This window comes from Deltaproteobacteria bacterium (assembly GCA_016874775.1).
GTDB lineage: Bacteria > Desulfobacterota > Binatia > Bin18 > Bin18 > VGTJ01.
The window spans coordinates 1-19,790 of sequence record VGTJ01000008.1; the positions used below are offsets into that span (position 1 = coordinate 1).

At 50.8% G+C, this 19,790-nt stretch carries 22 protein-coding genes and 1 other RNA gene; 15 read left to right on the top strand and 8 right to left on the bottom strand.

Features of this window, described 5'->3' with window-relative positions:
* Positions 1–207 precede the first annotated feature (207 nt).
* A complete protein-coding gene (locus tag FJ147_02090; protein MBM4254668.1) occupies positions 208–540 on the bottom strand; it encodes a hypothetical protein in 333 nt (110 codons plus the stop codon).
* Between the two features lie 124 nt (positions 541–664).
* Positions 665–1,234 carry a peptide-methionine (S)-S-oxide reductase MsrA gene (gene msrA / locus FJ147_02095; protein ID MBM4254669.1) on the bottom strand — a complete coding sequence of 190 codons (570 nt, stop codon included), beginning with the start codon at positions 1,232–1,234 and terminating at the stop codon, positions 665–667.
* A gap of 108 nt (positions 1,235–1,342) precedes the next feature.
* Between msrA and FJ147_02100 the strand changes: the two genes are divergently transcribed.
* Positions 1,343–2,011 (top strand): ribonuclease T(2), encoded by a 669-nt coding sequence (locus FJ147_02100; protein MBM4254670.1) that lies wholly within the window; start codon positions 1,343–1,345, stop codon positions 2,009–2,011.
* A 46-nt stretch (positions 2,012–2,057) separates the two neighbouring features.
* Here FJ147_02100 and FJ147_02105 read toward each other — a convergent pair whose 3' ends face one another.
* Complete coding sequence (locus FJ147_02105) at positions 2,058–3,356, bottom strand: OmpA family protein (GenBank protein ID MBM4254671.1); 1,299 nt, start codon at positions 3,354–3,356, stop codon at positions 2,058–2,060.
* A gap of 400 nt (positions 3,357–3,756) precedes the next feature.
* On the opposite strand from FJ147_02105, the gene FJ147_02110 reads away from it, so the two are divergent.
* The 3 genes from FJ147_02110 (at position 3,757) to mtnA (ending at position 6,841) form a co-directional block, all read left to right on the top strand.
* A complete protein-coding gene (locus FJ147_02110) occupies positions 3,757–4,917 on the top strand; it encodes a cobalamin-independent methionine synthase II family protein (GenBank protein MBM4254672.1) in 1,161 nt (386 codons plus the stop codon).
* Between the two features lie 170 nt (positions 4,918–5,087).
* On the top strand, positions 5,088–5,666 hold the full coding sequence (locus FJ147_02115; GenBank protein MBM4254673.1) for a hypothetical protein: 579 nt from the start codon (positions 5,088–5,090) through the stop codon (positions 5,664–5,666).
* Between the two features lie 95 nt (positions 5,667–5,761).
* Entirely contained in the window at positions 5,762–6,841 is a 1,080-nt protein-coding gene (gene mtnA / locus FJ147_02120) for an S-methyl-5-thioribose-1-phosphate isomerase (protein MBM4254674.1), read from the top strand.
* Between the two features lie 77 nt (positions 6,842–6,918).
* Here the strand turns inward: mtnA and nagZ are convergent, their stop codons facing one another.
* The gene (nagZ, locus tag FJ147_02125) at positions 6,919–8,004 is read right to left on the bottom strand and encodes a beta-N-acetylhexosaminidase (protein MBM4254675.1); all 1,086 of its coding nucleotides are present in this window, start codon (positions 8,002–8,004) and stop codon (positions 6,919–6,921) included.
* A gap of 354 nt (positions 8,005–8,358) precedes the next feature.
* On the opposite strand from nagZ, the gene panB reads away from it, so the two are divergent.
* The 6 genes from panB to FJ147_02155 all read left to right on the top strand — a co-directional run bounded on the left by panB (position 8,359) and on the right by FJ147_02155 (position 11,858).
* Positions 8,359–9,183, top strand: a complete 825-nt coding sequence (panB, locus tag FJ147_02130) for a 3-methyl-2-oxobutanoate hydroxymethyltransferase (GenBank protein ID MBM4254676.1) — start codon at positions 8,359–8,361, stop codon at positions 9,181–9,183.
* Between the two features lie 76 nt (positions 9,184–9,259).
* Positions 9,260–10,102: a pantoate--beta-alanine ligase gene (locus FJ147_02135; protein MBM4254677.1), complete on the top strand. Its 843-nt coding sequence runs from the start codon at positions 9,260–9,262 to the stop codon at positions 10,100–10,102.
* Positions 10,103–10,206: 104 nt separating this feature from the next.
* The gene (gene smpB, locus FJ147_02140) at positions 10,207–10,698 is read left to right on the top strand and encodes an SsrA-binding protein SmpB (protein MBM4254678.1); all 492 of its coding nucleotides are present in this window, start codon (positions 10,207–10,209) and stop codon (positions 10,696–10,698) included.
* Between the two features lie 90 nt (positions 10,699–10,788).
* Positions 10,789–11,143: a transfer-messenger RNA gene (ssrA, locus tag FJ147_02145) on the top strand.
* Between the two features lie 111 nt (positions 11,144–11,254).
* Positions 11,255–11,509, top strand: coding sequence for a DUF433 domain-containing protein (locus tag FJ147_02150; protein MBM4254679.1), 255 nt, complete (start codon positions 11,255–11,257; stop codon positions 11,507–11,509).
* Positions 11,490–11,858, top strand: coding sequence for a hypothetical protein (locus FJ147_02155; GenBank protein ID MBM4254680.1), 369 nt, complete (start codon positions 11,490–11,492; stop codon positions 11,856–11,858). The genes FJ147_02150 and FJ147_02155 overlap by 20 nt, the downstream gene beginning before the upstream one ends.
* 23 nt (positions 11,859–11,881) lie before the next feature.
* Here the strand turns inward: FJ147_02155 and FJ147_02160 are convergent, their stop codons facing one another.
* Entirely contained in the window at positions 11,882–12,814 is a 933-nt protein-coding gene (locus FJ147_02160; GenBank protein MBM4254681.1) for a hypothetical protein, read from the bottom strand.
* A gap of 36 nt (positions 12,815–12,850) precedes the next feature.
* Positions 12,851–13,474 (bottom strand): ATP-binding protein, encoded by a 624-nt coding sequence (locus FJ147_02165; protein MBM4254682.1) that lies wholly within the window; start codon positions 13,472–13,474, stop codon positions 12,851–12,853.
* Between the two features lie 167 nt (positions 13,475–13,641).
* Here FJ147_02165 and FJ147_02170 point away from each other — a divergent pair, with 167 nt between their 5' ends.
* Together FJ147_02170 and FJ147_02175 are read left to right on the top strand one after the other, a co-directional pair.
* Positions 13,642–14,730 (top strand): DUF4236 domain-containing protein, encoded by a 1,089-nt coding sequence (locus FJ147_02170; protein MBM4254683.1) that lies wholly within the window; start codon positions 13,642–13,644, stop codon positions 14,728–14,730.
* Between the two features lie 181 nt (positions 14,731–14,911).
* A complete protein-coding gene (locus FJ147_02175; protein MBM4254684.1) occupies positions 14,912–15,421 on the top strand; it encodes a hypothetical protein in 510 nt (169 codons plus the stop codon).
* An 11-nt stretch (positions 15,422–15,432) separates the two neighbouring features.
* Here the strand turns inward: FJ147_02175 and FJ147_02180 are convergent, their stop codons facing one another.
* Together FJ147_02180 and FJ147_02185 are read right to left on the bottom strand one after the other, a co-directional pair.
* Positions 15,433–15,933 carry an outer membrane lipid asymmetry maintenance protein MlaD gene (locus FJ147_02180; protein ID MBM4254685.1) on the bottom strand — a complete coding sequence of 167 codons (501 nt, stop codon included), beginning with the start codon at positions 15,931–15,933 and terminating at the stop codon, positions 15,433–15,435.
* A 122-nt stretch (positions 15,934–16,055) separates the two neighbouring features.
* Entirely contained in the window at positions 16,056–16,634 is a 579-nt protein-coding gene (locus FJ147_02185) for a hypothetical protein (protein ID MBM4254686.1), read from the bottom strand.
* 115 nt (positions 16,635–16,749) lie between these two features.
* On the opposite strand from FJ147_02185, the gene FJ147_02190 reads away from it, so the two are divergent.
* The 3 genes from FJ147_02190 (at position 16,750) to FJ147_02200 (ending at position 19,779) form a co-directional block, all read left to right on the top strand.
* Positions 16,750–17,670: a cytochrome C gene (locus FJ147_02190; protein ID MBM4254687.1), complete on the top strand. Its 921-nt coding sequence runs from the start codon at positions 16,750–16,752 to the stop codon at positions 17,668–17,670.
* A gap of 31 nt (positions 17,671–17,701) precedes the next feature.
* Positions 17,702–18,184 carry a cytochrome c gene (locus FJ147_02195; protein MBM4254688.1) on the top strand — a complete coding sequence of 161 codons (483 nt, stop codon included), beginning with the start codon at positions 17,702–17,704 and terminating at the stop codon, positions 18,182–18,184.
* A gap of 284 nt (positions 18,185–18,468) precedes the next feature.
* Positions 18,469–19,779: a VWA domain-containing protein gene (locus tag FJ147_02200; protein MBM4254689.1), complete on the top strand. Its 1,311-nt coding sequence runs from the start codon at positions 18,469–18,471 to the stop codon at positions 19,777–19,779.
* Positions 19,780–19,790: the final 11 nt, after the last annotated feature.

Sequence of the window (19,790 nt, forward strand, 5' to 3'; positions counted from 1 at the left end):
GCGCTTGGAGGTGGTGCGCCGTTCGGCAGACGCCAAAGGCTTTACCGTGTTGCCCCGCCGCTGGGTGGTGGAGCGGTCCTTCGGTTGGCTGGGGCGCTAGCGGCGCTTGTGTCGGGACTTCGAACATACCACCGTTTCCAGTGACGCTATGGTGTACTTGGCCAGTATCCGGCGCACGCTGCGGATGGTGACGACGGAAAATACGAATTAAAAAACACTTTCTAACACTGCGCAGATATTAATAAATGAGAAAGGCCAGCGGGAGTCATCGCTAAAAAGCCACCGCTCTGCATCTTGCGTCGTACGGTCTGTGTTCGAGCTTGGAGTTCGTTGAAAACAACTAATCGCGTCTTCGAGAACGGCACGCATCAAGGCGACCTCACCGCGGCTTGAATCCGTTCTGTTTACTGACCCATAGAATTGTTCTGGTAATACGGCGGCAGGGGGGAGCAACTGCGTTGCCGCCGTTAAGTCATAAAGGAACAATGGCAGTGCAGGTCGGTGAGATGAAGAAGCACGATTCGCTGAATGTTTCTTCATGGGGTATATTGCTGATTTTCCTGCTTTGAAGACAGGAAAAACCTCCTCCTTCTTTCTTATGTTTAGGGTTTCTCCCTACGATACTTAGGTAAAACAAGCAAGAGGAGAAAAAGTTGCACTGCGATCAGCGCTTTAATTTTTCGGTGAAGTACTTACGAAATTTCATAACCTTTGGGGCCACGACATACTGGCAATACGGTTGGTAGGGATTCCGCGCGAAATATTCTTGATGGTAATCTTCAGCTACATAAAAGGTGTCAAGTGGAGCGAGCTGGGTAACGATGGGATTCTCCCAAATTTTTTCTGCGGTGAGTTCCTTGATGGTTTCTTCCGCTGCGACCTTCTGTTCCTGCGAGTGATAGAAAATCGCTGAGCGATACTGTGTTCCCACATCTGCTCCCTGGCGATTCAAGGTCGTGGGGTCATGAATGGTAAAGAAGACTTTGAGTATATCTTTGTAGGAAACTTCGCGTGGGTCGAAGGTCAGTCGCACCACTTCAGCATGACCGGTATCACCCTCACAGACTTGGTAATAGGTTGGATTGGGCACAGTTCCCCCGCAATAGCCTGACTCGACCTTGTCGATGCCTTTCATGTCCAGGTAAACGGCCTCTAAGCACCAAAAACAACCTCCACCCAACGTTGCCATTTCTTTCCCGTTCTGTGTCGATGTGTGCACGTGTTCCGTACTCATTTGTGGTTCCCTCATTTTTTCTTCCTTCCCGGTGGCGGGAAGTATTTTGCTGTCCTTTGCCTACCATAGACTTTCTTCTATGTTTAGGGGTCATGGAGGGGTGGTGTTATGCGACGAAACAATTTCGTTTTTTGGGCCGTGCTGGTACTGGTGGTGATACTTAGGAGTGAGCGAGCCGACGCGCAATTCGGTACTTTCTTGCGCGATCAAGCTGGCCGGTTCGACTATTATGTCTTCAGTCTTTCCTGGTCACCCGAGTACTGTGCTGGAAATCCAGGAGGTGGTGGCTCGACTCAGTGCAATGGAGAGCGGCGGTTTGGCTTTGTGGTGCATGGCTTATGGCCGCAACACGATCGTGGCTATCCGCAGTTTTGTCGCAACAATTCTCAGGTCAACAAGGAGGTAGTCGAACGTCTCCTGCCGATCATGCCCAGTGAGCGACTGATTCGTCATCAGTGGAAGAAACATGGTACCTGCAGTGGAATGAATTCCGGACAGTATTTTGAGAAAGTCGAGGATGCGTTCGCCTTAGTTACCATTCCTCCACTGTATAAAAACCCTCAAGATGCAATGTCCGTTGCCCCTCGTCGATTGAAGAGTGATCTTGTTGCAGCAAATCGAAACTTCAGCGATCAGAACTTTGCACTCATCTGTAAAGGGCGGTTCCTGAGTGAAGTGCGGGTATGTTTAGATAAAGATCTGAACCCTCGGGCTTGCGGTAGGGAGGTGCGCGATTCGTGTCGTGCTGAGAAAGTGGTTCTTCGTCCAGTGCGGTGACAATAAACCGGGGGCGCGATTCACCGTGCCCCCGGTTGGTAGATTCCTATTTCTTTACAACTACCAACTCTAGGCGCCGATTCTGCGCTCGGCCTTCTTCGGTATCGTTTGAGGCAGTGGGTTTCTCTTGACCATGTCCCATGGTCGACAAACGAGCTGGAGCAATTCCACTTGCCTCCATAACGGCTTTGACCGAATCTGCCCGGTCTTGAGAGAGCTTCTTGTTAGCCTCGGCGTCACCGACACTATCTGTGTGACCTTCTAGTCGTGCTTCAGTCGAAGGATAGGCTGAGAGGATCGCGATCAGATCCTTCACTGTTTGTTCTGACTCCGGTGTAAGTTTTGTCGTTCCAAATTCGAAGTTCAGGTTATCAAAGACAAACGTCCGTGGAACAGTAGGATCTGCTGTGTCGGCCAAAAACTTTGCCAATCTATAGTTGAATGAACCCGAGGTGAGCGAGATAGATGCCCCTCCAGGTAACGCAATACTCTCGACTGGCGGCGCTGCCGGTGCAGGTGGCGGTGTCGGCTGTGCAACAGGCGCTGGCGGTGGCGGAGGAGGCGTTGGCCGAGCGACGGGTGGTGGCGTCATTTCGTGTTGGGCAACAGGCGCAGGTTGTTCGCTGCAACCGCGTGAGAAAAGAAACCACGGGATGAGAAGACCTGCGAGCAAGAGTGGGATAACCCACTTGCCTACGCCGCTTCCTCCGGTCGTAGTTTCGACCGCACGTGTGGCTGCAGCGCTGGCGGCTCCGGTAGCAACCCGTGCTGCTGTATCGGCCAAGCTAGAGCCGAGATTGCCGAGGTTCGCGAGCCCAAGAACGCCAGCAAGTCCTGCTGGCGCTGCTTTCGAGAGCAGATCTTTCTGGCCGAGGAGGAGACTGACAAGATTCGCTGGGTTCAGTCCTTGTGAAGTAGTTTCGCGTCCGAGTAAACCAAGCAGAAGCGGAGCAAGAAGACTGAGCAAGGAGGTTGCGGACGTTCCTTTGATTCCACTGCTATTCGCGACCAAGTCTGTCAGTGCTCCGAGTTTCCCACCGAAAACGATGCCGAGTAGATCCTTACCAGTCTTGAGGAAATCTTGTGTCGAACTCCCGCCACTGAGTAAGCCAGAAAGGTTACCCAAAAGGTTTGTCAGGTTTCCTTGTGTAAGTAAATTGATAAGCCGAGCAGGGCCGTCGGCGTTTGATGATGCAAAATTCAACAAACCTGCCAGTACACTGGGAATGGCACCGTCAACGGCCTTTTGCGTATTCGCGGGACTCTCTCCGATGAGCGCACTCACCTTCTGCATGATATCCGGAGTCAACGCCGTCTTTGCGAGATCTAAAATATTTACTGCCATACTCCTCCTCCTTACTGGAAAATTTACTTCCTTATCGTCATTGCTACAGTTAAGTGATGATCCCCTGCATTGCAAGAAAAAAGAGAGAAAGGATGTTTTCAGGTGGAGAAGCGTATAGACATGCCTCTCCACAGCACGCAAGTACGTAAAGTGGGGGAGGGAAAGGCAATGCGGGAGCCACTGTCTAATGCAATGCACGCACGATCACGATGTCCTTCTTGCTCATCTGGTGATCGAGATCAAGGGGAGGCAACATGGACCACGGAACGAAATGTGGTATAGTGCCGCCGCAATAAATGTCAGGTGCGAGTGTGAAACATGAAAGAGGCTCTTTGCTATCCTCATTCCTTTACATTCTCGTTATATTTTGTGCATCGCGTCTTTTGTAAGGGAGTCAAAAATGAAAAAGAGTGATACCCGCATTCTCACGACGCATGTTGGGAGTTTACCTCGCAAGGCTGCGCTCAGCGATTTGCTGATCCGTCAAGAACAAGGTGAAAAAGTTGATGTGGCAAACCTAGAGCGAGTTGCAGAACAAGCAGTGAAGCATGTGATTGAGAAACAGCTCGGAGCTGGTGTTGATATTGGAAATGATGGCGAGCAGCCACGGATCGGCTTTCAGACCTACGTGCCTCAGCGCATGACCGGATTTGCTGGAGAAAGTAAGCGGCCGGTTCCGCAAGATATGCGCGAGTTTCCCGATTTCATGGCGATTCTGCAACGGCGAGATATGGGTCGAGCGAAAGTCTTTAACGCACCAGAGGCGAGAGCTGAGGTTCAGTATGAAGACTTAACCGGCGTGCAAAAAGAGTGTGCTTTGACTCGTCGTTGTATGGACCAAGCGCCAAAGCAGTTTGTCGAGCGGTTTATGACTGCTGCCTCGCCGGGAATCATTTGCACGACGATGTTGAATGCCTATTACGATTCACACGAACGCTATGTGATGGCCGTCGCCGAACAAATGCGCAAAGAGTATGAGTCTATTCATGCACAGGGATTTGTGTTGCAACTTGACGCTCCCGACTTGGCAATGGAGCGAACCTTTTTGTTCCAAGATTTATCATTGCCAGAGTTCCAGAAGATCGTTGAATTACACATTACGGCAGTGAATCATGCGGTGCAGAACATCCCTGCTGATCGGGTGCGACTGCACGTGTGCTGGGGGAATTATGACGGCCCGCATAATCACGATGTACCGCTCGAAGACATCTTGCCGATTCTGTACCAGGCGAACGTTGGGGCATTGTCATTAGAAATGTCAAACCCACGCCATCAGCATGAATACAAAGTGTTCCGGAAACATAAATTACCCGATACAAAAATCCTGATTCCTGGAGTAATCGATTCAACAACGAATTATATCGAACCAGCAGAAGTGGTCGCCGATCGCATTTGCCAGGTCGTGGATGTGATTGGAGATCGCACGCGTGTGATTGCTGGTTCTGACTGTGGCTTTGGCACGTTCGCTGGTTGGGAAATGGTGGGTGAGGATGTCGTATGGGCGAAACTCAAAGCTTGCGCTGAAGGAGCGCAACTAGCGACAAAGAGATTGTGGGGATAAAAACAGGCGATAGGCTTCAGGCTGTAGGCTATAGGGCGAAAAGGCCATAAGTCAAAAAGGTAAGGCTGAAGAATTGTCCTACCCCTTTTCTCCCTGTATCCTTCGGCCTATAGCTTGAAGCCGGTTTTCTCATTCATTAGTTTGCGTTCTTGTGCTAAATTCCTTCGCTCATGTCATCGACAAATCCAAATCCTTCACCGAATACGACGCAGTCTCGTTCGATCCTCCAGACCATTGGTGCGGTATTCGATGGTATTCTTACATTTATCCGCAAAGCACCAATGGTCGTGTTGTTTGGTGCTTTTGCCGTCATTTTGTATTTTCAATACGACGACCAATCATCAGAAAAAGAACTCGCGAAATTCTCGCCGGTTCAGGAAATGGAACGCGAACCAGAGATTCCCGCGGATTTTCCGAAGGATGCCAATCCACACGTGTTGACCTGTGTTCACAAGGTGAACGCGGATCTCGATAAGAGCCTGTGGGCAGACGTGTATTACGGGATGGAAGTACGGCTCGACGGGAAGATGTTCGTCGCCAAGGTCACAGAGCAGTGGCAGGACTTGTCTGGCGATAAGCAAAAGACCGTCGTGCAGTTCATTGTCGACACCTGGGTGCAACATGCGCAGACCCTCAAGATATTCACTTCTGGTGAGGAAATGGATGAAGTGACGATCAAACGTCTACCGGATGACCACGTCGTGGCAACGTGGAAACCGGCAACTGGAGTCGAAATAATTAAAAATTAAAAATGGAGAATTAAAAATTGATATGAGCCTTCTTACTCATCAATTCTTCATTTTCCATTCTTCATTTTCCATTCTTCATTTTTCATTTGTGTAACATGTCTGATTTTTTTACTGTCGAATGGCAAGACAATGCGGTCGTGATGCTCGATCAACGACTACTTCCGACCAAAGAGATTTATCGCACCTACCGTGACTATCGCGGGGTCGCCAAAGGCATCAAAGATATGGTCGTACGCGGTGCGCCAGCCATTGGTGTTTCGGCGGCAATGGGTATTGCGCTTGGGGCGTATCAACTCAAGAAAGTGGGCGACGCCGAAGAGTTTGCACGACTCTGCCAGGTATTTGCAGCGACGCGTCCTACCGCGGTGAACCTGTTCTGGGCAATCGAGCGGATGCGTCGTGTGTATCAACGAGCGCAGAAGCAGGGCACCGACGCGATCCGTGAAGCGTTGACACGCGAAGCGTTGAAGATGCATGCGGAAGATATTGCTGCCAATCGTCGTATGGGCCGCTACGGAGCGACACTCATTCCTAAAGACGCAACCATTCTTACGCACTGTAATGCTGGGGCGTTAGCAACGGCTGGCTATGGCACTGCACTGGGTGTGATCCGTACCGCGTGGGAACAAAAGAAGAACATCTCAGTTTTTGTTCCTGAGACTCGGCCGTTTCTTCAAGGTGCGCGATTAACGGCATGGGAGCTGCAAAAAGAAGGTATTCCCGCAACGCTGATCACCGACAACATGGTTGGTCACTTTATGCAGCAAGGGAAAATTGACTGCGTGATTGTCGGCACTGACCGCACTGCTGCCAACGGAGATGTCGCGAACAAGATTGGTACCTACACGTCGGCGGTGTTGGCCGCTCGTCACAAGGTGCCGTTCTATGTCGCTGCGCCAACGTCGTCGATCGATCTGGCCTGTCCGAGTGGTAAGCAGATCCCGATCGAAGAACGCTCCTCACGTGAAGTGACGCATGTCTTTGGTAAGCAAGTCGCGCCAACTAACATGCGGGTTGCAAATCCGGCTTTCGATGTCACGCCGCACGAACTCGTTACGGCGATCGTGACAGAAAAAGGGGTGGCGCGAGGGCCGTTTCAGCGAACGCTCCCGCAGTTAGTCAAGGAGCAGGACGTAAGGACGAAAGGACGAAAAGGCGAAAAGGCGAAAAGATAAAACGTGCAAGACAGCGACAGAAGTCCCCCTCTTTCTTTTTCGCCATTTCCCCATTTTACTTTTTACCCCTGCCTTTATTACGCCGTCGTCCGTTGAATCTCCTCGACGAGGCGTGCGTGTGCCTGCGAGCCGATTGGCTCTGTAACAGAGGTCCGACGTTGTTGATGGTTCTTCAGTGTGGCAATGCGGTGGGCTGCTTCTTCCACGCGAGTGTGAGCAAGAACGCCGCTTTTTACCGCTTGCTCGCACGCATTGCGGGCCGATATTGCCAGGTCAATTTTATGACAAACCAGCAGCATGTCTGCACCAGCAGTGAGGGCACTGATAACGGCTTGATCGATAGTCGAGTGGCGAACCACTGCACCCATTTCCAGATCATCGGTGATAATCACACCATTGAACCCCATCTGCTGTCGCAGTAAGCCCGTGAGAATTTTCTGTGATGCAGTAGCGGGAAACTCCGGATCAAGCGCAGTGTAGACGACATGCGCGGACATGATCATTTCGATTCCCTCCGCAATGAGCTGCTGAAAAGGGTACAGATCAACCGTGCTCAATTCTTCAAGGCTGCGCTCGTCCTTGGGTTGGTCATCATGCGAGTCGAGTAAGGTCCCACCGTGTCCTGGAAAGTGTTTGCCACAGGGAATAAGTCCCGCGTCGCGCAGCCCACGCGCTTGCGCGCGCCCAAAAAGTGCGACCTGATAGGGATCAGTCGAAAACGCCCGATCGCCAATAACTGTATTGGCTGGGTTGGTAAGCACATCAAGCACGGGCGCGAAATCGAGATCAATGCCGACACTGCGGAGTTCGTGCCCCATAGCAAGGCCGACTCGATAGGCGAGATCGACAGAATTGGCTTGGCCCACCTTAAACATGGCGGGAAAGTGCGTGAACGGCGGTTGCAGACGGTGGACGCGACCTCCTTCGTGATCCAAGGCGATGATAGGCCGGTGTGTAGCGAACAATGAGTGAATTTCTGTACACAGGCTCGCGAGTGCCTCTGGAGTCGTGTAATTGCGACGGAAAAGAACAATGCCCCCGGGGCGCAACTCTTGGAGTTGTTGACGTGTTTCATTGTCTAACTGTGGTCGGGGAATGCCGACCATGAACAAAGAACCAAGGGTATCTTGCAAACGCATACAGGGCAGTTTAGCAGGGATCATACGAAGGACAAATCTTGAGAGGGAGGCTACTAGACAAGCGAAAGAAAAGTGTGCTATCTGCGCTGCCAAATTTTTCGCTGTACTTTCGACGATGAGAGGGAACTTGCGAGAGGAGCTGATGATGGGCGACGAAGTTGTCGACCCAGAAGCAAGACTCGCTAGGAGAGAGAAGAGAGTAGAAGGCGACCGCTTGGATCCACTATTAATTGGACCGAGACGGATGGCGATATAGGGAAACGGGTAGAAGGCGAAACGGGCAAAGGGCGTTCGTTATTCAGAAAAGGAAAACCGTGCCCCGCTTTTCTCCAGTGATCTATGCAGCCTTTCGGGCTTGGTTGTGAGGAGGAGAGACTCATGACCGCTGCTGCACCTAAAGTGACTGTCCCTGAACTGCAACGTTTCAAAGCCACGGGGCAGAAAATCACGGCACTTACCGCCTACGATTATCCGTTTGCCCGTATTCTCGACGGCTGTGGGATCGATGTGTTGTTAGTTGGTGATTCTGTCAGCACCGTTGTCCAAGGGATGGACACCACCATTCCGGTTTCTATGGACGAGATGGTGTACCACTGTAAGCTTGTCACGCGCGCACGTCCTCGTGCCTTGGTGGTAGGGGACATGCCATTCTTATCGTATCAAGCTGGCACTTGCGATGCGATTGCCAACGCTGGCCGCCTGTTGAAAGAAGGTGGCGTTGAAGCCGTTAAGCTAGAAGGTGGTGTAAACATCGCGCGAGTGATGAAGGCGATCGTGAATGTCGATATTCCGGTGATGGCCCACATCGGCCTGACTCCGCAGTCGGTACATCGCATGGGTGGGTTCAAAGTCCAAGGCAAGAAATCTGGCCGCCAGCCTGGCGCACGCGAACGTCTGATTGAAGATGCCCAGGCTGTCGCTGATGCGGGGGCCTTTGCCGTTGTACTTGAAGGGGTACCAATGGACCTTGCCCACGAGATTACTCAGATGCTACCGATTCCGACGATTGGCATTGGTGCCGGGCCATATTGCGACGGGCAAATTCTCGTGATTCACGACATTCTTGGTTTGTCTGAGCGCTATGCGCCGAAGTTTGCCAAACGGTATGCCGATCTGCACGGCGTCATCTCTCAAGCGGTGAATACCTATATGAGCGAAGTGCGTAGCGGGACGTTCCCGGCGGATGCACAGTCGTTTCATTAGAGGCTAGAGGCTTGGGACTAGGGGCTTGGTAGAGATGGGAACACAAGTCTCTAGCCTCTTGTCATCGAGTTCATATATGAAAATCATCAACCATATTCCAGACATGCAGCAGTGGTCAGAAGCGCGTCGGCTCGAAGGAAAGAAGATTGCCTGCGTGCCGACGATGGGTTTTCTTCATGATGGGCATCTCAGCTTAGTGCGTGAAGGGAAGAAGCGTGCGGACCTTGTTGTTGTCACGATCTTCGTGAATCCGATGCAGTTCAACCAAGCTTCGGACTTTGACAAGTACCCGCGCAATGTTGAGCAAGATCAGCGCATGCTCGAAGAAGTGGGAACCGACGTGCTCTTTTATCCCACCGCACCAGAAATGTACCCAGAGAATTTTCAGACTGCGGTTGAAGTAGAAAAGGTCACCCAACCGCTTTGTGGAGCATTTCGTCCGGGACATTTCCGTGGTGTCACGACGGTGGTTGCCAAGCTCTTCAATATCGTCAAACCGCACTTTGCCATCTTTGGCGAGAAAGACTTCCAGCAGTGTGTGACGATTCAGCGCATGGTCAAGGATCTCAATTTCGATCTTGAGATTATTCCTATGCCAACGATCCGCGAGACTGATGGCATTGCCATGAGTTCGCGCAATGCACGATTGAGCGAGAGCGAGAGAAAAACTAGTCTTTGCATCTCGCGCGCGCTGAAACAAGCGCAGGACCTGGTCACCAAAGGTGAAAAGCAGAGTGACAAGATCTTACAGATGGTTCGTGATACCTTAGCGCAAGCTGGTGGTACACGGCTGGAGTACGCGTCGTTGTGTCATCCTGAAACGCTGGAAGAAACCACGCAAATCTCCGGGCCAACGCTGCTCGCAATTGCCGCGTGGGTTGGCGAAGTACGGTTGATTGATAATAGAGTGCTGCGATAAGCTTTCAGCTATCAGCCTTCAGCTTTCAGCCCAAAGATGTTACTGACAAGTATACGATCCAGGTTTAAGCTGATCGCTGAAAGCTGACTGCTGAAAGCTGTGACATGCCACGCCCAACCACACCCCAAGAAAAAACGATTTGCGTCAACCGTCGCGCGCGCTTCGACTATGAAATCGAAGAGAAGTTCGAGGCGGGCATTGTGCTGACTGGTGGTGAAGTAAAGTCACTGCGTGACGGACGAGCGCAACTGAAGGACAGTTATGGGCGCGTCGAGAGGGGAGAGATGACCCTGATCAACGCGCATATCAACGCCTACGAGCCTGCCCATTATTTTAATGTTGACGCTACGCGCACGCGTAAACTTCTGATGCACAAGAAGGAGATCATGCGGTTAATGGGAAAAGTGCAGGAGCAGGGGTTGACCCTGATTCCATTGCGCTTATATTTCAAGAATGGTCGTGCGAAAGTTGAGTTAGCGCTCGCGCGTGGAAAGAAGACTTACGATAAACGCGAAACGATCCGCGCTCGTGAAGTCCAGCGTGATATCGCGCGTGGGATGCAGCGCAACTTGAGAGACAAAGTGCGTAGTACGTGATGCGTGTTACGTGTTACGTAGAGCGTCGGAGAATCATACCTGACCTCACGAAAGGGCGTCCACGTAATACGAAACACGTTCTACGTCTGAGGGGGCGATCTGGGTTCGACGGGGGCTGGAAAGCCAAGGCGGCAATGTCGGGGGCTGTTTACCCGTAAAATTGACAGACTGCAAATTTAGCTGCAGACAACGCTGAATACGCCCTCGCTGCCTAGTGCAGTGAGCGTTCTACCGGTTCGCGCCCGTAGGGCCGACTAGGACGTCATAAATCGGGATAGGGTCTGCGTTGCGCCGCAGGGCGCAGGTCCGAAACTTCGCTGCTGCTGATCCTAAAGAATCCCGCTCACGGGAGTTGATAGGATAAGAACAAATCGTGAGCTATGCATTGTAGATGCTTTCGGTAGACCACTCTCGGACGGGGGTTCAATTCCCCCCGCCTCCATTTTCTTTTCTTACTGCTCCATCTTTTTGTGGGCAAAAAATCTTTTACCTTCATCGCAGTTCTCGTTGTAGATTGGTACGCGCGCAGGCAATATCTCTGGGGAGGAGTATTTCTATGGACTGGCAAGAGCGCATTGTTGTGAATCCTGACATCTTGGTTGGAAAACCAGTGGTAAAGGGCACTCGCTTGGCTGTTGAATTTATTGTCGACTTGTTAGCACAAGGATGGCCAGAATCGGAAATCCTACGTAACTATCCTGGCCTGACTCGTGACGATATTCTTGCCTGCTTAGGTTACGCGAGTGCAGTGTTGCGTGCTGAGAAAATATATCCCTTGAGGTTCTCGGAGAATGCGCATTCTCGCCAATGAAAACTTTCCCGGCGATGCGGTAGAGGCTCTCCGGCAAAAAGGACATGATGTCGTTTGGGTGAGGACGGATGCGCCAGGAAGTGACGATCGAACCGTCCTTCAGAAAGCACGGCAAGAAGAACGGATCCTTGTGACATTTGATAAAGACTTCGGTGAACTCGCCTTTCGCTTTGGTCTTCCTGTGACAAGTGGCGTTATTCTCTTTCGTGTCAGAGCACCTTCCTCGGAATACGTAGCGCGAGTTACTGTAACGGCAATCGACAGCCGATCGGATTGGGCTGGGCATTTCTCGGTAGTTGAAGAAGGCCGAATTCGTATGGTGATTCTTTCTCCGGTAAGAACTACCTGATTTCTGATGGCACTTCTCACTTCTTACAAAGATGAAAGGAATTGCCCCAAATCTGTTTCGTCAAGTTCTTCCCTTTTCATCTCGCGAGCAATCCGCCAATTTTCACTTTTCCCCCAACTGCGAGTTGCACTTCCAAGCTTTTCATACGGTTCTAGCGCTTGATATGTTTCTCCCTTGAAAGCCGCTTTTATCGCACGAACTGTGAAGTAATTCTCTGTCGCGCGACGCTCAAGGATATGACACTTGATCCCTACTCGACGACAAAGGTCGACAAACGCTTGTCTCTGCGGGGACAGAGGTTCGTTGGCTTGCGAACGTTCACTGTCGATTACTGCAAAGATATCTGAGGAAATTCGCTTAATCTCTTCAAGTTCTCCGTCACGTGACCCATGGATCATCTGCGAGCCACCCAGGGGTAGAAGGACGACCTGGTGATCTTTTTGGTACAGGCGAAGCAGTTGCTGAATTGTCTTAATTTCGGTGCTACCTTCCACGAGTAGAATTTTATTGAATCCCAACTCTCGGTAGCCAGAAAAACTCAACTCTCCAAGAAATTCCGCCAAACGTAGAGTATTGTCGAATTGGACGACTTCGCTTTGCCCTTCAGTAACCTTACGGACAGAGTAGATCCTTTCTGAACCGGCTCGTGCTAATCCGATGCTATGAGTTGCGAAGAGCACTCCTTCACTGGCGTAATCGCCTAATGTTGTGAGGAAGTCGAGTTGAAGCGATGGATGAAGATTGAGTTCTGGCTCGTCTATAAGTATCCAAGCTGGTTTCCTGATTGCAGCAGAGGCAAGAACAAGAATGAACTGTGCCAATCCTGCGCCAAGTTCTGGCAGCTTATAAGGTTTTTCGTTGACGACGAGTTGGAGCGTTTGTCCATCCGAGGTAGGGTTTATTTCTAGCGCTTCAAATCCAAACAGATGTCTTAGGTTTTTTGTGAGGTTATGAATTACATTCTGCTGCCGTTTTGATTTTCCTAGCTTGTATTATCTCCGGATTTGAACGAAAGCTTGCCCGACTTTGATATCAAAATAGTCCTCGTTAGAAGTGAAGCCGAGAATGTTTCTGAATGGTCCAATATACAGGGTATTTGCAAGTGATTGAAAGAATGGCAACAACATCTCCACGTCGGCGACAGGGCTTTGATCGACCTGCTGCAAGAGCGTTCCGTTTGAAGAAGGTTTGTGTCCACCGAAGTCTAACCAATTATCGTCGACAGATAATCGAAGGAATGGAGTATCGGAGTTTCTAGGGAGTTTTAGAGATACTCGTGTGACAGCCAACTGATGAATGCTAGATGTTGGAGAAAACGTGAAGACAAATTGGATCTCTAGATCCCGGTTGTTGCCGTTATTGAACACCTCTTCGATATCAAAAACGGATCTAGGAAAGTTGAAACTAGCAGCCTTGGTCATAGTAGCTATAATCCCATCAACGTTGGTTCCGATCTTTTGGAAAAGCTCTCGGAATTCATAGAAGAACTTGAGCAGTGACGACTTCCCAGAGTTGTTCACGCCAATGAAGCTCGTAAAACCCTTTCGGAGTGTGAAGCGAGCGGGCTTCGAGTCATTGAAACAGCGATAATTTTTGAGCGTTACTCCAACTGCCATCGCATCTCCTGTCACTTTTGGTGCCGAAAAGTTTCTTTTTATTTGGCATAGCGTTCCCTCATGATTAATGCAACGCGAGCATCGTCATGTTTTCTTTTTCCCTACAACGAGTTTTTTTCCTACCCATTTTCCTTTAATAACGATAGAGAGAAGAACGGAGGTTGCGTATGGGGTTTCGCTTTTTCAAACGGGTAGGGCTGGCCAAAGGGGTGACGTTGAATTTGAGCAAGTCTGGCGGATCGGTGTCGCTTGGGCCGCAAGGTGCGAAGTTGACGCTTGGACCGCAAGGTGCGCGGATCAGTTTGGGTATTCCTGGCACCGGTTTGTATTACACGACCAACTTTTCTCTGGGAAAACTTGGCAAGATGTTTGGCGGTTCTTCTGAAGCGGAAGCTGCACAAACACCACAAGCTCCAACTGCAGAGGAGACGCAAGCTCCTTCGCAAACTCCACAAGAAACAGAAAATGCCAAAGCGACTAAAGAAGCGTTGACGCAACTGCAAGTTCCTGACGATCAAAAAGCACTGGCCGATGGCTGTAAGGCGCTGGCTGACGGCAATGAAGATGCCGCGTTCGCCCATCTGCAGCAGGCAACGCATCTTGCCGATGGGGCATTCTTAGCTGGGGTGTTAGCCTTCAAAAGAGAGCAGTTTGCCGATGCCGTGCAATACCTTGCCGCTGCAGCTGATAAAGAGGCGGAGCTCGGCCGGTACTTATCGAACTATGGGATCGGTGCAACCCTGAGCTTGCCTGTGACTGAGGAAGTGACCGCATTGATCACCCCGACGGTGCATGGTGCGTTACTTGCCTTGGCAGAAGCGTACCAAGCACAAGAGAAAATCCCGGACGCGATTGTTTGCCTTGAGCGGTTACAACAACGTGGGCCCGTTGATGTGGTAGTGGAATTATCCTTGGCCGAGTTACTCGCTGAAAACCACAGCGACAAAGAGACGCTCCAGAAAGTGGTAAAACTCACCGAAAGTGTAGAGAACGAGTCGGCCGTGCATGCCGCGTTGCTATTGTGTAAAGCCCAGGCCCTCCGAGGGCTGGGACTTCTTGATGCTGCCGCGGATGTCTTGACGACAACCTTACGCCGCCAGAAAGACCGTCCCGATGAGTTGCTGCGAGCGTTACGCTATGAGCGTGCGTTGGTCTATGAAGGACAAGGTCAGGCGAAAAAATCGCGCACGGAGTTAGAGAAGATTTACGCTGAAGACCCGAACTACGAAGATGTTGCTACGCGATTAAGGGTTTAGGCATGTACTGCCCTCGTTGTGGAAGAAAAATGCAGGTGCAAGCGCATCGACCCCACAAACAGGAAAAATGGCGATGCGGTGCCTGTGGCAAGGTTCGCATGAAACCAGTAGCGAATCGTGCTAAAGAACGTACACGTCGGTGGCAATAAATATGTGATGGCTTTGTGGAGGGGAGGTGGATATGAGGTTGAATCTCGCTGTCGTTTACGCTCTGTTCGTGATTGTTCTCCAGGCCTGTGGTTCTGACCACACTGGCGACCAAATTATCGATCTGCAGAAGCAGCTCTCTCTCCTATCGCGTCAGGTAGAGGACGGACGCAAAGAAATCACTGCACTGCAAGAAACAGATAAAGGTCTTCGGCAATCACTTGACGTTGCCGAAGCGGAAATTAATCGACTCAAAGCATTAGAGACATTACCGCCAAGCACGACGAAGGGATCGTTAGAAGAAGAAGATCTCTCGGTGACCCCAGTGCCGATGCCAACTCGACGATTACCTCTCGTGCCCAAATCGCGCCCGTCGTTTTCCGTCGCAACGGTGCAAAAAGACAAAACGAAGGTATCGTGCCCTCAAGTCTGGGCACTCCTCGGACAGGGAAGAAATGCAAGCGAAACCGCAAAAACGTTGCGAACTAATGTTGAACGGGTACGCTCATGTGAACAACAGGTGGGGAGGAGTCGGGTCCGTTAAGAGGTGACGCTCTATTTTTTTTTCGTGCCAGATGATTTTTTATCTGTAGCGGGAGCTTGCTGCTCACTCTGTCGCTGTCTGAAATTGACGTACGCAGACAGCAACCCTGGAAGATCGAGAGGGGATTCGGTTTCGCGCAATTTGCCGCCTGGTTTAACCAGTTCATCTGAACCACCAGGCGAAATTATCACATATCGTTCGCCTAACAAGCCTTTCGTTAAGATGGAGGCAATCGCGTCATCCTGTACAGGGATACCGTCGTGCAGTTTCAAGGAAACCTCAGCGCGCGTGCCGTTGAGTCGGATCGCAGTGACGTGGCCAATCCGAACGCCCGCAAGTTCTACAGGCGAGCCAGGGCGGAGGCCTCCAGCATTTGAGAAGGCAGCGTGAATGGTGTATCCACTGCTGTGTCCAAAATCGGCTTCTCCAAGTTGAGTGAACAAATAAATCAACGACAACGCACCAACCAGAAGAAACCCGAATACCCGTGCACCTAATCCTAGTGACTGCATGACAGGCGTGAGTGTAGCAGGCCGATTTCTCTCTCCCAAGGGCCTTTCTCTCTAGTACCGTAGCGCGTACGTAAGCTAAGATTCCTGGATTCCCCTCTTGAGCTTTCGGCCCGTAGCCTCGTTTATTCCTGCCTGACAATAATATTCCCTTCGCTTCGAACCGTCGCAGTTCCAGAATCGGGAGCGTTCAGATCAAAAGATACATCTACATCTTCGAGCGTGAGTTCGGTACTTGCGGAAAGCCCTTTCAGGCGTCCGCTCGTGTCTTGAAAGAGGGCAATTGGATCACCTCGGTCAATTGTTCCATCTTGATTAACTCCGACTTGATCGAGAAGAAACACGATAGTGAGATCACCCGCGGCCAAGTGTGAGACGCTGAAGCTCCGATCTTCACCGATAATGCCAACTTCGGCATCTCGAAAGTCCTGAAACGTGCCAGGATCACGTAAGTCAACAAAAACAAAGACGAGGAGTGGTCGCGCGGTAGCTGGGCGCAGGTTAAAAATGTTGCCTTGCACAACGGTTTCCTCCACGCGACGAGTTCCACTCTGGCCGCCTCCGGCTTTTGCGCCGAAACGAAACGAGGATTCTCCACCTTTGCCGATACGTAGACCATCTTTTTTATTGGTACCGAATTCGAGATCGCTACCACACGCAATACAGAAGCAAGAAAAGAAGACCAGAATAATTCCACGCCACATGCCATACCTCCCACTACTCAGAAGTTGTGTAGAACAAATCTGTGGAGAGGTCAAAAGTGACCAAAGGACAAGGATAGTTGCAAACAGACGGTATTCCCCATAAGAAAACGACGCCATGAGAAATTGGAGATTGCGGATTGCGGGTTGCGGATTGCGGATTGGGCTGTGTCTTATCGGGGCTATTCTCTTGGTATCGAGTAGAGATGGTTGGGCGCTAGAGAGTGATCTTGTCACCAAAGGCCGTTATGTCTTTGCGCTTTCTGGTGGTTGTGGTTGTCATACGGCAGAGGGTGGACCAACCAATGCAGGTGGTCGACCCTTACAGACACCATTCGGTACATTCTATGGGACCAATATTACTCCTGATCCCAACCACGGCATAGGCAAGTGGACTGATAAAGAGCTGATCGATAGTCTGCGTTTAGGAATACGACGGGACGGATCAGTGATGAGTCCGGTGATGCCGTATCCAGCCTTTAGCGGCATGAGCGACGAAGATGTGGTCGCCTTAGTTGCCTATTTGCGTACGTTGCCTGCCATCGCACGAGAAAATCAGCCTCACAAGCTGTCTATTCCCTTCAGTAATATCGGTAATCGTCTCTGGCGGTGGTTGTTTTTCACTCCGATGACAGCTCCAGCACAGGCACCGACAGCGGGAATTGAGCGAGGACGTTACATTAGTGAGCATGTTGCACATTGTCAGGAATGTCATACTCCTCGTACGCTGTGGGGAACGCTTGATCGTTCTCGTGATCTGGCTGGGAACCCCAGCGGCATTGATGGTGAAGTGACGCCGAACATTACTCCTGATCCCGAGACTGGCGTGGGCAAGTGGAGCGATGACGAGATGGTCTCGTTACTCAAGAGCGGGTTTCTGCCCAATATGGACAACGTGCAAGGATTGATGGCCTTGGTAATTGAGGGAGTACCCGAAGGCGGTTACAAAGATATGACCGATGCGGATGCGCAAGCTATAGAGCAATATCTCAAAAATATTCCGCCGATCGTGCAGAAAATCGAGACAAAAAATAAATAACTGTGTTCCTAATGCAGGAGAGGAGAGCGGGATGAAACGTAGTGTGTTGACGGTGGGAATAATCGTGGTGGCAGGGTGGTTAGGAGTAAGTGTCGCTCATGAGAATCATGCGAAGCACTTGCCTGATGGAAAGGACGTCATCGCTTTTCGCACCTACCTGATGGAAAGTATTGGTGATAACGCCAAGGAGCTGAACGACAAGATTAAAGCGGGAAAAGTGAAAGAAGCAAAAGTGAACGCTCAGTCGATCGCACTCCACTCGACTCGTATCGCCGAGCTTTTTCCTAAAGGAAGTACCTCAGAGACTTCTCGCGCAAAAGACGAGATCTGGCAGAAGTGGGATGAGTTTGTCAAAGCTTCGGATGAGTTTCGTGTCAATGTCGATGCTCTTGGTGCTGCTACTGCTGACAACAACGTAGAAGAGGCCAAGACGCAACTCAAGAAAGTCTTTGCTGACTGTAAGAGCTGCCACACTACCTTTCGTAAGCCAGATAAAGATGAACAAAAAAACTGATTGTGCGTCTCATACGTAGATAAGAAAGTGTACGGCAAGAGATCACGTCACAGAGGTGCGGTTTTTTCTCAGTCAGGGGTTGCGATCTCACAAATGATGATTATTTTCTTACGCATTGAGTCTTCCACGTGTCTGTTCTCCCCAGCAGACGAACGTGGCCAAAGCCCCCGGGTTTACCCTCCTTTATCCGGGGGCTTTTTCTTTTTGTTGGAGTCTTCCTTTGCTGCCGAATATTTACTTGCACCGCTATAGGAAACGTGAAATAAAATTGTATAGCTCCTTGTATGGAGGTGCCTTCCGTGTCAGGTCTCACCGGTTTTCATGCGTTATGCAGTCGAGATGCGGTCCTGAGCAGTGCTGAAAATTTCATCCTCTATCTCCTGCTCGAAACTAAAGCCCAAGGGGCCACCGCAAAAGGGCGCCTACCGCTCAATCTTGGTATTGTCCTCGACCGTAGCGGGTCGATGTATGACGAGAAGCGGCTCGACTACGTCAGTGAAGCGATCAAATATCTCGTTGATCAACTCGGTCCCAATGATCGCGCAACTGTTGTTGCCTTTGCTGATAAGGCTGCAGTCGTCGCTACGGCAGACGATCTGCAACGTGATAAGAGTCGAGTGAAAAGAGCTATCGATGACATTGACCAGTTAGAGATTGGTGGCGGCACCCAGATGGCGTTGGGAATGGAAGCTGCCATTGCGGAGATCGAAAAAAACTATTCGCCTAATCGACTCAATCGCCTCCTACTTTTGACCGATGGGCAAACCTACGAAGAGCGAAAGTGCTTCGATCTTGCTCGTAAGCATCGTGATCGCATTTCCTGTAGTACGCTAGGTGTGGGCATTGAGTTTAATGAAAAACTGCTCATGGAAATAGCCGAAGCGAGTGGGGCGAACTATCATTTCATTGCTGAACCGGCGACCATTCCGGGAATCTTTTCGCGTGAACTCGAAGGTCTCCGGAATGTGGCGCTGACAAACGCACGCATTGAAGTACGGCTTAGTGCTGGCGTGCAAGTCAAGGAAGTCTTTCGCGCCAGTCCACAGATTTACCCCATCAAAGAGGCGACTCCAGATGCTGAACGATTGCTCAAGATTCCCCTTGGTGATGTCGAATCGAGCACGCCAAGTTCTGCACTATTAGTGCTAGTGCTTCCGCCTCGTAAACCTGGACGTGTTCGCATTGCCCATGCGCAACTCTGCTACGACACGCCAGACGCACGAGACCAACGTGATGATGCGGAAGCTGTCGTTATGTACACGCTTGAACGTGATGCTGTCGGTAAAGCGAATGGCTACGTGATGAACCTTGTCGATCAAGTCAGCATTGCGAAAATCCAGATGCAAGCCGAGGCTGCAGTGGCATCGGGGAATGTTGATAAAGCAACCCGTTTGTTGGGAAACGCGATTGCTGGAACGCAGCGGTTAGGTAACACCAAGGCGACACAGGCATTAGTCTCGCTCCAGAATGAAATGAAGAAGACTCAGAGCCTTTCGACTCGGGCTGCGAAGACACAATTACTGACGGCACAAGCGACGCTACGAAAAACTCAGATGCTCGATCCAGAAAGCGTCAAAGACGCACTCCGGGAGTAATGACCAGAAAG

Excerpts from the sequence above, each read along its gene's own strand:
- FJ147_02090 (MBM4254668.1), bottom strand. The coding sequence starts at position 540 with ATGAAGAAACATTCAGCGAATCGTGCTTCTTCATCTCACCGACCTGCA.
- msrA (MBM4254669.1), bottom strand. The coding sequence starts at position 1,234 with ATGAGTACGGAACACGTGCACACATCGACACAGAACGGGAAAGAAATG.
- FJ147_02100 (MBM4254670.1), top strand. The coding sequence starts at position 1,343 with ATGCGACGAAACAATTTCGTTTTTTGGGCCGTGCTGGTACTGGTGGTG.
- FJ147_02105 (MBM4254671.1), bottom strand. The coding sequence starts at position 3,356 with ATGGCAGTAAATATTTTAGATCTCGCAAAGACGGCGTTGACTCCGGAT.
- FJ147_02110 (MBM4254672.1), top strand. The coding sequence starts at position 3,757 with ATGAAAAAGAGTGATACCCGCATTCTCACGACGCATGTTGGGAGTTTA.
- FJ147_02115 (MBM4254673.1), top strand. The coding sequence starts at position 5,088 with ATGTCATCGACAAATCCAAATCCTTCACCGAATACGACGCAGTCTCGT.
- mtnA (MBM4254674.1), top strand. The coding sequence starts at position 5,762 with ATGTCTGATTTTTTTACTGTCGAATGGCAAGACAATGCGGTCGTGATG.
- nagZ (MBM4254675.1), bottom strand. The coding sequence starts at position 8,004 with ATGATCCCTGCTAAACTGCCCTGTATGCGTTTGCAAGATACCCTTGGT.
- panB (MBM4254676.1), top strand. The coding sequence starts at position 8,359 with ATGACCGCTGCTGCACCTAAAGTGACTGTCCCTGAACTGCAACGTTTC.
- FJ147_02135 (MBM4254677.1), top strand. The coding sequence starts at position 9,260 with ATGAAAATCATCAACCATATTCCAGACATGCAGCAGTGGTCAGAAGCG.
- smpB (MBM4254678.1), top strand. The coding sequence starts at position 10,207 with ATGCCACGCCCAACCACACCCCAAGAAAAAACGATTTGCGTCAACCGT.
- FJ147_02150 (MBM4254679.1), top strand. The coding sequence starts at position 11,255 with ATGGACTGGCAAGAGCGCATTGTTGTGAATCCTGACATCTTGGTTGGA.
- FJ147_02155 (MBM4254680.1), top strand. The coding sequence starts at position 11,490 with ATGCGCATTCTCGCCAATGAAAACTTTCCCGGCGATGCGGTAGAGGCT.
- FJ147_02165 (MBM4254682.1), bottom strand. The coding sequence starts at position 13,474 with ATGGCAGTTGGAGTAACGCTCAAAAATTATCGCTGTTTCAATGACTCG.
- FJ147_02170 (MBM4254683.1), top strand. The coding sequence starts at position 13,642 with ATGGGGTTTCGCTTTTTCAAACGGGTAGGGCTGGCCAAAGGGGTGACG.
- FJ147_02175 (MBM4254684.1), top strand. The coding sequence starts at position 14,912 with ATGAGGTTGAATCTCGCTGTCGTTTACGCTCTGTTCGTGATTGTTCTC.
- FJ147_02180 (MBM4254685.1), bottom strand. The coding sequence starts at position 15,933 with ATGCAGTCACTAGGATTAGGTGCACGGGTATTCGGGTTTCTTCTGGTT.
- FJ147_02185 (MBM4254686.1), bottom strand. The coding sequence starts at position 16,634 with ATGTGGCGTGGAATTATTCTGGTCTTCTTTTCTTGCTTCTGTATTGCG.
- FJ147_02190 (MBM4254687.1), top strand. The coding sequence starts at position 16,750 with ATGAGAAATTGGAGATTGCGGATTGCGGGTTGCGGATTGCGGATTGGG.
- FJ147_02195 (MBM4254688.1), top strand. The coding sequence starts at position 17,702 with ATGAAACGTAGTGTGTTGACGGTGGGAATAATCGTGGTGGCAGGGTGG.
- FJ147_02200 (MBM4254689.1), top strand. The coding sequence starts at position 18,469 with ATGGAGGTGCCTTCCGTGTCAGGTCTCACCGGTTTTCATGCGTTATGC.